Source organism: Kitasatospora sp. NPDC056800, assembly GCF_042789775.1.
In the GTDB taxonomy this organism is placed as follows: domain Bacteria; phylum Actinomycetota; class Actinomycetes; order Streptomycetales; family Streptomycetaceae; genus Kitasatospora.
This window is the reverse complement of sequence record NZ_JBHUAL010000114.1, coordinates 16,495-30,091: the sequence shown is the minus strand read 5'-3', so window position 1 is coordinate 30,091 and position 13,597 is coordinate 16,495. Positions and strand designations below refer to the sequence as shown.

9 protein-coding genes are annotated in these 13,597 nt (G+C 73.1%); 4 read left to right on the top strand and 5 right to left on the bottom strand.

Going from position 1 to position 13,597, the window contains the following annotated elements:
- Window positions 1–50: 50 nt before the first annotated feature.
- The 3 genes from ACFRQN_RS23845 to ACFRQN_RS23835 all read right to left on the bottom strand — a co-directional run bounded on the left by ACFRQN_RS23845 (window position 51) and on the right by ACFRQN_RS23835 (window position 4,108).
- Window positions 51–1,610: a carbohydrate binding domain-containing protein gene (locus tag ACFRQN_RS23845; RefSeq protein ID WP_380741946.1), complete on the bottom strand. Its 1,560-nt coding sequence runs from the start codon at window positions 1,608–1,610 to the stop codon at window positions 51–53.
- Window positions 1,611–1,982: 372 nt separating this feature from the next.
- Window positions 1,983–3,509, bottom strand: a complete 1,527-nt coding sequence (locus tag ACFRQN_RS23840; RefSeq protein WP_380741944.1) for an FMN-binding glutamate synthase family protein — start codon at window positions 3,507–3,509, stop codon at window positions 1,983–1,985.
- A gap of 350 nt (window positions 3,510–3,859) precedes the next feature.
- Window positions 3,860–4,108, bottom strand: a complete 249-nt coding sequence (locus ACFRQN_RS23835) for a hypothetical protein (protein ID WP_049651741.1) — start codon at window positions 4,106–4,108, stop codon at window positions 3,860–3,862.
- Between the two features lie 367 nt (window positions 4,109–4,475).
- Here ACFRQN_RS23835 and ACFRQN_RS23830 point away from each other — a divergent pair, with 367 nt between their 5' ends.
- The gene (locus ACFRQN_RS23830) at window positions 4,476–5,024 is read left to right on the top strand and encodes a hypothetical protein (protein ID WP_380741942.1); all 549 of its coding nucleotides are present in this window, start codon (window positions 4,476–4,478) and stop codon (window positions 5,022–5,024) included.
- A gap of 1,565 nt (window positions 5,025–6,589) precedes the next feature.
- On the opposite strand, the gene ACFRQN_RS23825 is transcribed toward ACFRQN_RS23830, so the two are convergent.
- Together ACFRQN_RS23825 and ACFRQN_RS23820 are read right to left on the bottom strand one after the other, a co-directional pair.
- On the bottom strand, window positions 6,590–8,023 hold the full coding sequence (locus ACFRQN_RS23825) for a M1 family metallopeptidase (RefSeq protein ID WP_380741940.1): 1,434 nt from the start codon (window positions 8,021–8,023) through the stop codon (window positions 6,590–6,592).
- Between the two features lie 26 nt (window positions 8,024–8,049).
- Window positions 8,050–8,991 (bottom strand): M20/M25/M40 family metallo-hydrolase, encoded by a 942-nt coding sequence (locus ACFRQN_RS23820; protein WP_049651738.1) that lies wholly within the window; start codon window positions 8,989–8,991, stop codon window positions 8,050–8,052.
- A 142-nt stretch (window positions 8,992–9,133) separates the two neighbouring features.
- Here ACFRQN_RS23820 and ACFRQN_RS23815 point away from each other — a divergent pair, with 142 nt between their 5' ends.
- The 3 genes from ACFRQN_RS23815 to ACFRQN_RS23805 all read left to right on the top strand — a co-directional run bounded on the left by ACFRQN_RS23815 (window position 9,134) and on the right by ACFRQN_RS23805 (window position 13,033).
- Window positions 9,134–9,880 (top strand): response regulator transcription factor, encoded by a 747-nt coding sequence (locus tag ACFRQN_RS23815; protein WP_380741937.1) that lies wholly within the window; start codon window positions 9,134–9,136, stop codon window positions 9,878–9,880.
- On the top strand, window positions 9,870–11,753 hold the full coding sequence (locus ACFRQN_RS23810; protein WP_380741935.1) for a sensor histidine kinase: 1,884 nt from the start codon (window positions 9,870–9,872) through the stop codon (window positions 11,751–11,753). Before ACFRQN_RS23815 ends, ACFRQN_RS23810 begins: the two co-directional genes overlap by 11 nt.
- 170 nt (window positions 11,754–11,923) lie before the next feature.
- On the top strand, window positions 11,924–13,033 hold the full coding sequence (locus ACFRQN_RS23805) for an SGNH/GDSL hydrolase family protein (RefSeq protein ID WP_380741933.1): 1,110 nt from the start codon (window positions 11,924–11,926) through the stop codon (window positions 13,031–13,033).
- Window positions 13,034–13,597 lie beyond the last annotated feature (564 nt).

Below are 13,597 nucleotides of genomic sequence, written 5' to 3'. Positions count from 1 at the left end.
GGCCTCCCGCGGCCCGGACCGCGGGAGGCCGTCGTCAGCTCAGCCGGGGATCAACGCCCCTGGAGGCGCTTGACGTTGTCGCCGAAGCTCCAGCCCTTCGAGCCGTCCCAGTTGATCGACCACGTCATCAGACCCTTCAGCGAACCGCTGAAGGCGTTCCACGCCTGGCCGACCGACCCCGGGTCCATGTAGCCGCCGCCCGCGCCGGGCTGGGCCGGCAGGCCGGGCACCTGCTTGTCGTACGGCACCCTGATGGTGGTGCCCTGGATGGTCAGGCCGTTGTTCAGGCAGGTGGTCTGCGCGGTGAAGCCCTGCACGGTGCCGGCCTGGTAGGAGTCGCCGGAGCAGCCGTACATGCTGCCGTTGTAGTACTGCATGTTCAGCCACCACAGCTGCCCGTTGTCGGCGTACTTCTTGACGATCGGCAGGTAGGCGCCCCAGATCGACCCGTAGTTGACGCTGCCGCCGGTGACGTACGCGGTCTCGGGGGCCATCGTCAGGCCGAAGCCCGCGGGCATCTGGGCCAGCACGCCGTCGATGATGCGGATCAGGTTGGCCTGGGAGGCGGACAGCGTGTTGATGTTGCCGCTGCCGGACAGGCCGGTCTCGATGTCGATGTCGATCCCGTCGAAGTTGTACTTCTTGAGGATCGGGACGACGGTCGCCACGAACTTGTCGGCCACCGTGCTGGAGCTCAGGTCGATGCCCGCGGCGGCGCCGCCGATCGACATCAGGATCGTTGCCCCGGCCGCCTTGGCCTGGCACATCTCGGCGGGGGTGGAGACCTTGACGTTGCTGTCCATGCCGTCCTGCCACAGCACGGTGCCGTCCGAGAGGATCACCGGGAAGGCGGCGTTGATGACGTTGTAGCCGTGCGCGGCCATCCGGCTGTCCGTGATGGGGACCCAGCCCATGCCGGGGTGGACACCGTTCAGGGCGCCGTCCCAGTTCTCCCAGTACCCCTGGAGGACCTTGCCGGACGGCTTGGGCTTCGTGGGGCAGGTGTCGCTCGGCGGCGTCGTGGTGGGCGGCGTCGTCGTCGGAGGCGTGGTGGTGGGCGGGGTGCTGGTGGGCGGTGTCGTCGTCGGCGGCGTGCTGGTCGGCGGCGCGGTGGTCGGGGTGGGGCTGGGGCTGCTGCCGCCGGGGCCGGTGAGCACCACGTCGTCCGCGTAGAACGCGGGCTGCCCGTACCAGCCGTGCAGGAAGACGGTCACCGAGGTGGTGTTCGCCCCGGTGGTGAAGCCGACGCTGAGCTGGCTGTACGAGGGGCTGCTCGCCGTCCAGGTGGAGGCGTTGGCGACGCCGGTGCCGGTGGCGCCCAGGTAGACGTAGCTGCCCTGGACGTAGGCGCTCAGCGTGTACTGGGAGTTGGGCTGCACGCTGATGGTCTGGGTGCACTGGGCGGTGTCCTGGCCGGTCGGCGTGGCCTGGAGCGCGGAGGCACCGGAGTGGACCGGGCTGCCGACGGCCGCGCCGGAGCCGCCGGAACAGGTCCAGCCGGAGAGCCCGTCCTCGAACCCGGGGTTGGCCACCAGGTTGGGGGTGGCGGCGCCGGCCGTGACGGTGCCCGCCACGGCGATGCCGGCGCCGATCACGGCGGCGGCGCTCACCCCGGCGAGGGAACGCGTCAGGACGCTCGACCCGTGCCGGGCGCGGCCGGTGCGGGGGGCCTGCGACGCGCGTTCCACGGGCGCCTGCTGCGGGCGTGGACGACTCGGCCTTCGACGGAACATGTGGTGCTCCCTTCCCGCCGAGCGCCATGGACATGACCGACGCGTGGGGGCGCGACGCCCGGCTTGGGTGAGGTGGGGGACATGTGGGGCTGTGCCGGTCCGGATCGTAGGAGGAGCGGCAGGGCCCGTCAATAGGTCTGGACCATTTAAGGTCTGGACCAATCCCCCGGGGAGCGCCGAACCCCCGTACGGTCGGCGCTCCGGGTCGCGGTCGACCTGACGCCGGCCGACGGGGGTCGGCAGGGTGGATCAGACGGCCGGCCCGGCCGTCATCAGCGCCGTGATCTCCTCGGCCAGCCGCGGGCCGAGCTCGCCCCAGCCCTCCTTGTAGCCGTACACGCCGGCCAGGGTGCGGGCCTCGTAGTCGCCGTTCAGGATCTCGATGTCGTCGGCGGTGATGAGCGCCGGGTGGGCGACGCCGACGGCCGACGAGACCTTCATCAGCTCCTTGCGCAGGGTGCGCAGGTAGGCGGCGGCCCGGTCGGCCTTCGACGTCGGGTCCAGGCCGCGGGCGAGCCACGCGTTCTGGGTCGCGATGCCGGTGGGGCACTTGTCGGTGTGGCACTTCTGCGCCTGGATGCAGCCGATCGACAGCATCGCCTCCCGGGCCACGTTGATCATGTCGGCGCCCAGGGCGAAGGCGACCGCGGCGTTCTCGGGCAGGCCGAGCTTGCCGGAGCCGATGAAGGTCAGGTCGTCGGTCAGCCCCAGCTCGGCGAAGGTGCCGTAGACCCGGGAGAAGCCCATCCGGAACGGCAGCGACACCGAGTCGGCGAACATCCGCGGCGCCGCGCCGGTGCCGCCCTCGCCGCCGTCGACCGTCACGAAGTCGACCCCGCGGTCGCCGCGGGCCATCAGCGTGGCGAGCTCCTGCCAGAAGCCCGCCTCCCCCACCGCGCTCTTGACCCCGACCGGCAGGCCGGTCTCGGTGGCGATCAGCTCGACGAAGTCCAGCATCGAGTCGACGTCGCCGAACGCGGTGTGCCGCGACGGGGAGGCGCAGTCCTGGCCGACCGGGATGCCGCGGATCCCGGCGATCTCCGGGGTCACCTTCGCGCCCGGCAGCATGCCGCCCAGCCCCGGCTTGGCGCCCTGGGAGAGCTTGATCTCTATCGCCTTGACCGGGGCCCCGGCGACGACTTCCTTGAGCTTGTCGAGGTTGAAGGCGCCGTTCTCGTCGCGGCAGCCGAAGTACGCCGTCCCGAGCTGGAGGACGAGGTCACCGCCGTTGCGGTGGTACGGCGAGAGGCCGCCCTCGCCGGTGTTGTGCATCGTGCCCGCCAGCGCCGCCCCCTTGTTGAGCGCCGTGACGGCCGCGCCGGAGAGCGAGCCGAAGCTCATCGCCGAGATGTTCACCACGCTGGCCGGCCGGAAGGCCTTGGCGCGGCCGCGCGGCCCGCCCAGCACCTTGGCCGAGGGCAGCGGTGCCTGCGGGTCGTGGGCGTCGGGGAGGGCACCGGCGAAGGTGCGCTGCTTCAGGTAGGCGTGCCCCTGGACGTGCTCGACGTCGACCTCGGTGCCGAAGCCGAAGTAGTTGTTCTCCTCCTTCGCCGACGCGTAGATCCAGGTGCGCTGGTCACGGCTGAAGGGGCGCTCCTCCTCGTTGGAGGTCACGATGTACTGCCGCAGCTCCGGCCCGATCGTCTCCAGGAGGTACCGGGCGTGGCCGACGACCGGGAAGTTCCGGAGGAGCGCGTGCCTCTTCTGGATGAGGTCGCGGGCCGCCAGGACTGCTACCGCTGTCGCGGCGACCGCGCCGATCTTCCGGGCTTGCATGAACGTTCCTCCTAGATGCACGACTCCAGCGTCTGCGGTGGAGTCGTGGTGCCGTGTGGGTGTCGGACGGCGAGCCCCCGGCCGCAGCGGCCGAGCGGGCGGCACCGTCCGTCGGAGAATCCGACACGATGGTAAAAGGCCACCCGAACAGGCAAACGGCCAGGGGGTACGGCTGCCGCTCCGGCGGCGGGCCCACCGCCGGAGGCCGAGCGCCGCGGCGGAGCGAAGAACTCCGCCGCGAACGCCCCCGACTGCTCACCCGGACCTGCCGGTTCAGCCGGAGTCACACCGCCGGACACCCGCCGCAGCGGACGTCACCCCGGACCCCGCGCGGCACCCGGCAGGCGGTCTCAGTAGAACCAGACCGAGAGCCGGGCCGTGGTCGGGGCCACGTCGCAGAAGTAGCTGACCGCCTCCCCGCGGGCCACGTAGGCCCGGCCGGCGGCGTCGCACGCGGCGCCGCTCGGGTACATGCCGATGTAGGTGTATCCGGTCGTCCTCGTCGTGGACGCCTGGGCGGCGGGAGCGGCCGCCAGGCCACCCGCAACCGTCAGCAGTCCGGCCAGGGCCATGGTGGAAACCGCTGTGCGCAATGCCATCTCGGTGGATCCTCCCTCGGGCGAGAACGCCGGAGTCCGCTTCCCGGCGCTCGGCGGCGAGCCTTCCGGAATCCCGGATTCGGGGCAATGGTAGAGACCAATGTGGCAGAAAACAGCCCACCCGCCTGACCCGAACCCGCCTCGTGAACGGCATCCGACCGGCCGTCCGGGCTTGCGCGGCGGCCGGTAGGCACACACGGTGAGTACACGATCAGTCACGCGCGTGGCGCGGGGCGGCGGTGCTCATGGCCCCCCGTCACCGGAAGCCGACCGGAGCACCGGATCCCCCCGCGCACCCGCCCCGATCACCACCCTCGCACCGGTCGGACGGCCAAGCCCCGACCGATCGCTCTCCCCTGGAGGCTCGATGAACACCGTTCCGTCCCGATTCCCGCTGCCCCGCCGTCTGGCCGGGGCCATGGCGCTGGCCTGTGGACTCCTGCTGCTCCCGGCCGGTGCACCGGCCCACGCCCAGGGCGTGGTGGACGTGCAGTGCGAAGGCACGTTCACCAGCGAGTTCACGCCCGCGCTGACCAACCAGCCGCAGGACATCAGCGTCACGTCCCAGAACTCCTACGCGACGTGCGAGACGGGCCTTCCCGGGACGAGCGCGACCACGGCCGACGAGCCGGGCGAGACCTGCGTCAACCTGATCCACACGCTCAACCCCTTCGACGAGACCGTCACCTGGAGCGACCGGAGCACCAGCACCGTGCACTGGACCTCCGTGGAGGACACCGGCACCGCCGCGACCTACACGGGCACCGTCAGCACGGGCCGGTACACGGGCGACACCGCGGTGAAGGTCGTGGACGCCGCCGACCTCACCGGAACCAACCCGGAGCTGTGCCCGGTCGGCGGCGGCACCATCACCGGGGCCAGCGGCCCCACCACCCTCACCCTGACCGCCCTGTGACGAAGCCGGGCCGGCTCCGCCTCCTCGACGGCACCGTCCCGCCCGGCGCGACCGCCACCGGCGATCCCGGTGCGCGGGCCGTCCGGAGTCACCAGCTGAGGACGAGGTAGCCCCCTCCGCCGAGTTCGCCTTTCTGCCCGTCGGCACCCGACGCCCCGGAAGCCCCGGGGCCGGCGTCCTGCCCTCCGGGGGTGTCCCCGTTGCCTCCACCCCCTCCCCGGCCTCCCGCACCGCCGGTGCCGCCCGCACCGCCGGCGCTCAGCCCGGGAGGCAGGGGAACACCGCCGGTGACGGCGGCGGACCCCTGTCCGCCGGCACCGCCCGCACCAGCGGCGCCACCGATCTCTCCCTTGCCGCCGTGCCTGATGGCGCCGGGCCCCCCGGTGACACCGGGCTGCCCCGCCGAGCCGGCCGTCCCCGGGGCCCCCGCTCCGGGGGCGACCTTCTGAACGCCGCTCCCCTCGCAGCGTGAACCGGTCGTCACGGGAGCCCCTCCGGCGCCCGACCCGCCGGGCCCCGCGGTGCCGCCCAGCCCTCCACCGCCGCCCAGGCCTCCCAGTCCGGCGGGTTCACCGCCACGGCCGGAGCCTCCCCCGGTACCACCCTGTGCCTCACCGACCGCCCTGGCGGTACCGCCCGGGGTTCCGTACGGAGCGATGAGGCTGGGGAAAGAATCGTCTTCGGGCCCTGCGAGGTACGTCGACTCTCCTCGAGCCATCGAGACAGCGGGCACCCTGCCGCCCGACGCGCCCGCGACGCCCGCATCGCCGCTTCGCAGGAGCCCGCCGGCCTCTCCGCCCAGCCCACCCGCTCCGCCCCCGCCGGGAGAACCGACCGCCCGCGACTTCCCCACCACGATGTCCAGAACAGAACCCGGCTGGACGGTGAGCGTGCACTGAACGTAGGAACCCGCGGCGCCACCACCACCACCGCCCCCGCCGGCCCCTCCGGCACCTCCTCCGCCACCACCACCGCCGGCCCGGTCGTGCGTGGCGAGGGACAGGCCCCCTCCGCCACCGCCCCCTCCGCCACCGGCACCGCCACCGGCGGCCCCGCCCGCCCCGCCCGGACCCCACGCGTAGGCCGTGACCTGGGTGACGCCCGCGGGCACGGTGAACCTTCCGGAGCGCGTGAAGCTCTGCTGGCCCGAGGCCGCGGCCGCCTCCGGCGCCGGCAGGCCCAACGAAACCCCGGCGAGCGTCAACGCGCTGGTGACCGCCACCGAGCGCCAGCCCGCGATCCGGCGCGACCGGCCGGCCGACGCCCCGCACACCGCTCGCCCGCCCCGCCCGTCCTGCACCGCCATGAGCCACTCCCCTCTCACGCGACGACATCGCGGACACGCACGGGAGTTGACGCACCCGGCATCGCCGTCACCCGCGGTATGCCCTACTCCGTTCGGCTGCAGAGAAGTGTTCGATCGACTTCACCCGGACGAGGGAGCCATGCTCGTGAAGGTGCCGGCCTCGGCGTCGCCGACGGCCCGGAGCAGGCTGCCGCGCAACGCGGGAGGGGCTGTCCCCGAGCGGGACAGCCCCTCCGTGGGCACGGTCGGCAGCGGGCTGCTACCGGCCGGCCAGCGGGGCCAGGGTGCCCGGGTAGAGGTACTGCTGCGGGGGGATCGTCGTGCCGTGGGCCCAGGCGTCGAAGAAGCCCTTGAGGTCCTTGCCGGAGACCTTCGCGGCGAGGGCCTCGAACTGGGGGAAGGAGGCGTTGCCGTAGGCGTGGTCGGCGGTCCAGCGCTTGAGGGTGCCGAAGAACGCGTCGTCCCCGACGGTGCGCCGCAGGGCGTGCATCATCAGCGAGCCCTTGAAGTAGAGGGCCGGGGCGAGTTCCTTGCCCTGGCCCGGGTCGTACAGCTTGGTGGACCAGAACTCCGGCTTGTTCCGGTTCTCCTGGACGGTGGGGGCGTAGAAGCCGGTGTCGAGGTCGCTGCCCTGGTGTTCGTCCCACAGCTGGTTGGCGTACTGGGCGACGCATTCGGCGATGCAGCCGTCGCGCCAGTCGGTGAACGAGACGCTGTCGCCGAACCACTGGTGGGAGATCTCGTGGACCGCCGCGGCGTCCCAGAAGTAGTTGGTGTAGGTGGGCCGGCTCTGGGTCTCCAGGTCCGGCGCGCCGGTACCCGACTCCTTGGTCCAGCTGCGGACGATGGCGCCCGCGGAGGAGAACGGGTACGGGCCGAACCTGGAGGCCAGGAAGGCGATGATCTCCGGCTGCTGGGCCTCGGTCGCCTTGGCCACGTCGTCGATCGGCACGTCCGGGCCGTAGGCGGTGATGACCGGTGTCCCGTCGGGCAGTTCCGAGCGGTGGACGGTGAACCTGTCGATGGCGACGGTGCTGAGGTACGTCGCCATCGGCTTGTCCTCGCGCCAGCGGAAGGTCGTCGAGCCGTCCTTGCCGGTGGTCGGGCCGGGCCGGCCGTTGCCGATGGCCGTCCAGCCGTCGGGGACGGTCGCGGTGAGCGAGAAGGTGGCCTTGTCGGACGGGTGGTCGTTGGACGGGAACCAGGAGGTCGCGCCGTGCGGCTCGCCCATCGCGTTGACGCCGCCGGACACCAGCTGGTGCCAGCCCTCGGGGTCGGGCTTGCCCGCGTACACGACCCGTACGGCGAAGGTGGCACCGCCGGCCACCCGGCGGGCGGGCTCGATGTCCAGCTTGTGCTCGCCGGAGCGGGAGAACGACCTGGCCGGGGCGCCGTTCACGGTGACCGAGGCGACCTGGAAGCCCTTCAGGTCCAGGGAGAGGCGGTCGAGGGGGCGCAGGGCCCGGGCGGTGACGGTGGTGTCGCCGTCCAACCGGTCGGGGTGCGCCGGGTCGTAGGCGATCCGGACGTCGTAGTTCGCCACGTCGTAGCCGGTGTTGCCGTCCTCGGGGAAGTACGGGTCCCCGATGCCGGCCGCTCCCGCGGGGGCGGCGGTCAGGGCGACGCCGAGGGCGGTGGCGGCCGCGACCAGGGTGGCGGCCTTGCGGCGGTGGTGGCTCAGTGGTGCGCGCATCTGTGGCTCCTGGAGACGACGGGGAATCAGGGTCGGGCCGTGGCAGCGGAGGCGGCGTACTGCCACACCACGCCGATCAGCGCGTTGGTGCTGGTCGCCTGCGTCGCGGGGTCGACGTTGGCGAGGTCGTCGCACGCGCTGTGGAGGCAGTCCGAGACGCCGCTGCTGAAGCCGGACGTCGGGATGCCGGCCTTCCCGAACGACTCGGTGTCGGAGCTGTCCAGCGGGATGTCGAAGGTGGCGAAGCCCCGGCTGCCGAACCAGTTCTCGAAGGCCTTGAAGGCCGCGGCCCCGCCGTTCTTCTCGTCCTTCACCACGAGGTACTGCTGGAGGTTCTTGCTGCCCGCCTGGTCGAGGTTGAGGTACAGGTCGATGGCCTTGCGGTCGTCGGCGGACAGGTTCTTGACGTAGTCCGCCGAGCCGACCAGCCCCGCCTCCTCGGCTCCCCACCAGGCGAAGCGCAGGTGCCGCTCGGGCTTCAGCCCGGCCTTGGCGACCTGGAGGGCGGTGGTCAGGACGGCCGCCGAGCCGGAGCCGTTGTCGTTGATCCCCGGGCCCATCGGGACGCTGTCCAGGTGGGCGCCGGAGAGCAGCACGTGGTCCGGGTCGCCGCCCGGCCAGTCGGCGATCAGGTTGTAGCCGTCCTTGCCGTCGTGGGAGAAGCGGCGCAGCTGCGTCTGGAAGCCGGCCCGGTCCAGCGCCCGCTTCACGTACGCCACCGACTCCGCGTACCCCCGGGTGCCGTGCGCGCGGTTGCCGCCGTTGTGGTCCGCGATCCGTTGCAGGGCCTGGAGGTGCGGCATCACCTCCGCCGCCGTGACGGTCGGCGCGGCGGCGGGAACGGCCGTGGCGGCGGCGGGGGTCGGCCCCTGGGTGGCGGCCGTCGCCGCGACGGCGGGGACGGTGGAGAGCAGCAGGGCCGCCCCGAGAGCGCGGGCGGTGAGGGACACCGGACGGGAGGAGGGCATCAGGCGGGCGCCTTTCGCAGCAGGGTCCGGGGCACGTGCCCCGGCGGATTCCCCCACCCTGGTCCGGAGATGTCAGGAACTTGTCGGGAGGCCGTCCCGAACCGGTGGGGGTGCCCTCCGACGGCGCTTTACGATCATGGTCATGTGCGCACACGTCGTGGTTGCCGAGGACGATCCCAAGCAGGCGGACCTGGTCCGGCTGTACCTGGAGCGGGAGGGTCATCACGTCGTCGTCGTCCACGACGGCCGCTCCGCGCTGGAGGAGGCCCGCCGAGGGCCGACCCAACTCCTGGTCCTCGACGTGATGATGCCCGTCATGGACGGGCTCGACGTCTGCCGCGCCCTGCGCGTCGAATCCGCCGTCCCGGTGCTGATGCTGACCGCCCGCACCACCGAGGAGGACCTGTTGCTCGGCCTCGACCTCGGCGCCGACGACTACCTCACCAAGCCGTACAGCCCCCGGGAACTCGTCGCCCGGGTCCGCGCCCTGCTGCGCCGCGGCTCCCGACCCCTCCCTCAGTCCCTGCCCCTGGACTCCGCCACGCCCCCGGCCACGCCGGCCCCGCCGCCGGGCGTGCTGACCGCCGGGGCCCTCACCGTCGACCCGCTGCGCCACGAGATCACCGCCGACGGACGGCCCGTCAGCTGCACCCCCGGCGAGTTCCGGCTGCTGGAGGTGCTGGCCGCCCAGCCCGGCCGGGTCTTCACCCGCGCCCAGCTGCTGGAGCAGCTGCACGGCATCGACCGGTACATCACCACCCGGACCGTCGACACCCACGTGATGAACCTGCGCCGCAAGATCGAGCCCCAACCACGCCGCCCCACCCGGCTCCTGACGGTCTACGGCATCGGCTACAAGCTCGCCGAGGAGCCGCACGGTGCGTCGTGACGCCCCTCCCCGCCGGACGCTGCTGCTCCGGCTGCTCGCCCTCTCCGCCCTGGTCTCCCTCTGCTCCATCGCCGCGACGGCCTGGCTGACGGCCCGCACCACGACGGGCGCGATCCGGCAGGAGCAGCACCAGGTCCTCGCGGACCAGGTCCGGATCTACCACGAACTGCTCGGCTACGCCGCGACCCACCCCGACTGGACGGGCGCGGAGCCGACCGTCCGGAGGCTCGCGGCCGACACCGGGCAGCGCATCCTGCTGGCCACGCCGCGCTTCGAGCCGGTCATCGACTCGGCGGCGGCCACACCCGCCGCGGCCCCCTCGGCCACCGCCGCCCCGGACCCCGCCGCCGGCCGAACAGCCCTGCCCCGTACGCCCACCACCACCGTCGACCCGCTCTCGGTCGACCTCGCGATGCTGCCCGACGCCCCCGCCGACCGGATCGACGCCCGCGCCGTGGGCCCGTTCCGGATGACGGCCGCCGAGCGCGCCGCCATGGAGGAGGCCGCCCGGACCCGGGCCGACTGCCTGCGGTCGGCCCTGGGCGTCGAGGCGACCGTCACCGACGACGCCGCCGGACACCCCGTGGTGAACGTCCCCGGCGGCCAGGCGGCCTCGGGTGTGCGCTGCGCGCCGCCGCAGGTGCTGGACGCCCCGACCGGCACCGAGAGCGCCGCTCTCGCCGACCTCACCGGGCTGGTCAACGCCTGCCTGGAGCGCCAGCGGATCCGGCCCGTCCAGCTGTCCCTGTCCCTGCGGTGGACCCCGTCCCTCGACCGGGAGCAGGAGCAGGTGGTCTCCGCCTGCCTCGCCAACTCCCGTCGCCAGCAGCTCGTCCGGTACGTGGCTCCGCCCGTGCTGCTGTTCGTCGGCGCGCCCTCCGGCACGGCGGAGCCGGCCCCCGTCCTGTCCGCACCCCACCGCGGCCGGGTCGTCGAGGTCGCCGCGCTGGTGCTGGCCGTCACCGTGGCGATCACCACGGCGGTCGGCCTGCGGCTCTCCCGGCCGCTGAACGCCCTCACCCGGGCCGCCCGGCGGATGGCCGACGGGGACCTCTCCGCCCGGGTGACCGCGACCGGCCGGGACGAGATCGCCGGACTCGCCGCCGCCTTCAACGCCATGGCGGAGCGCCGCGAGCAGCTGGAGGAGCTGCGCCGGGCGATGGTGGGCGACATCGCGCACGAGCTGCGGACCCCGCTGAGCAACATCCGCGGCTGGCTGGAGGCCGTCGAGGACGGCGTCGTCACCGCCGACGGCGCCCTGACGAGTTCGCTGCTGGAGGAGGCCCTGCTGCTCCAGCACCTGATCGACGACCTGCGGGACCTCGCCGCCGCCGACGCCGGCGAACTCGCCCTGCACCGCGAGCCGGTGGACGCCGAGGACCTGCTCGCCCAGGCCGCCACCGCGCACGGCGCCCTGGCGCAGGCGTCGGGCGTGACCCTGGTCGTCGACACGGACACGGCCACGGCCGAGTACGAGCTGTCCGCCGACCCGGTACGCCTGCGCCAGATGGTCGGCAACCTGGTGGCCAACGCCGTCCGCCACACCCCGGCGGGCGGCACCGTCACCCTGCGGACCCGGCCGGAGGCCCACGCCCTGCTCATCGAGGTCGCGGACACCGGCAACGGCATCGCCCCGGCGGACCTGCCGCTGGTCTTCGAACGGTTCTGGCGCGCCGAGAAGTCCCGCAACCGCCAGAGCGGCGGCAGCGGCCTCGGCCTCGCCATCGTCCGCAAACTCGCCGAACTCCACGGCGGCGACGTCCACGCGGCCAGCACCCCCGGCACCGGCTCGGTGTTCACCGTACGCCTCCCCCTCACGGCGTCAGGGACGGGCAACGGCACGGTCTCCGAGGTCACCGGCCGTCCCGCCTGACGCCCCACCCGGGTGGCGGGAGGCGAGTTCCGCCTTCCGGGTGACGATCGCCTTCGGACCCGACGACCGCGCCTCCCCTGGTTGACCAGGCTCGACGGACGCACGCCAGGGGGTGATGCGGGAACACACCCGGTTGCGGCCGGCGTCCACCGGACCATCGCGCTCCGCATGTGAATGAATACGGATCGTTCCGCTTCCTTCACCTCGGCTCCGATGAAAGGGCACAGCCATGCCTTCGGCCACGCGCAAGACGACGGGAACTCCAGTGGTACGGCGGCTGGTCGCCGCCGCGGCCGCGCTGGGCAGCTGCCTGGCGCTCGCCGGTCCGGCGGGCAGCGCCGGCGCGGCGCCCGCCGTCCCCGTACCGACCGTCTTCTTCGGCGACTCCTACACCGCCAACTACGGCATCGCCCCCCCTGAACCACGAGGACAGCCCACAGGTCTTCTGCTTCCAGGCGAAGGAGAACTACCCCGCCGTCGCCACCAGGCGCCTCGCGGACAAGGGCGTCACGCTCGACGTCCAGTCGGACGTCTCCTGCGGAGGGGCCCTCGTCCGTCACTTCTGGGAGAAGCAGGAGCTGCCCTTCAACCTCGGCGAGGTCCCGCCGCAGCAGGACGCGCTCAAACCCGACACCCAGTTGGTCGTGGGCAGCCTGGGCGGCAACACGGTGGGCTTCAACCGCATCCTGAAGCAGTGTTCCGCCAAGCTCCGCGGCGATGAGGGGGTCCTGCTGCCGGGAACACCGGTGGACGAGGACGTGCCGGCCGCGACGTGCGGCGAGTTCTTCACGTCCGGAGACGGAAAGCAGTGGCTGGACCGGCAGTTCGAGGAAGTCGGGTGGGAGCTGGAGGAACTGCTCGACCGCATCGGCTACTTCTCCCCCGACGCGAAGCGCGTCCTGGCCGGCTACCCGAGGCTCGTGCCCGCGGACACCGCCAAGTGCCGGACCGCGGCACCCGGTCAGACGGAGCTGCCGTTCGCCGACATCCCGCAGGACGCCCTGCCGGTCCTGGACCAGATCCAGAAGCGGCTGGACGACGTCATGAAGAAGGCCGTCGCCGATGCCGAGGGCGGCGCCGACTTCGTGGACCTCTACGCCCACACCGGCGGCAACACGGCGTGCGACGGCGCCGACCGGGGCATCGGCGGCCTGCTGGAGCCCTCCCTGGTCAAGCTCGGCGACACGACGCTCCCGTGGTACCTGCACCCCAATGAGAAGGGCCGCGACATCCAGGCGACGCAGGTCGCCGACAAGGTCAAGGCGATCCTCAGCCGGTAAGGGGCACTCGACCCGAGGGCCTGGACGTACCGGTGGCGCCGGAAACCGTCATACCAGGGTAGCACAGCGGACTTGGCACCCCTGTATGACGGCGTCCGCCCCGCCTCGCCCGTACCGTCGCCCGTGTCGAAAGCGACGACGGAAACCGAACGAGGGGGAGACGACGATGAGCGGGCGAGGACGGGCCGTGGCGGCGGTGCTGCTGGCGGCGACGGTGGCGTTGGGTGTGGTCGGCGCGCCGGGCGCGGTGGCGGCGCCGGGGCCGGGCGCCGGGCAGCAGGCCAGGGCCTGGCTGCCGCAGCCCACCGGGCCGTACCCGGTCGGCACGACGTCCCTGCAGCTCACGGACGACCGCCGGGACGACCCCTGGAAGCCCGGGCAGCACCGCAAGCTGATGATCAGCCTCTGGTACCCGACCACCCGGGCCGCCACCGGCGACGACCGCGCGCCGTACATGGTCCCCGCCGCCGCCGAGCACTTCGGCAGCGCCGGGGAGCGTCGGCCAGAGCGACTACCGGTTCGAGCCCGGCCGCACCGACTGGGCGGGCATCCGCACCCACGCCC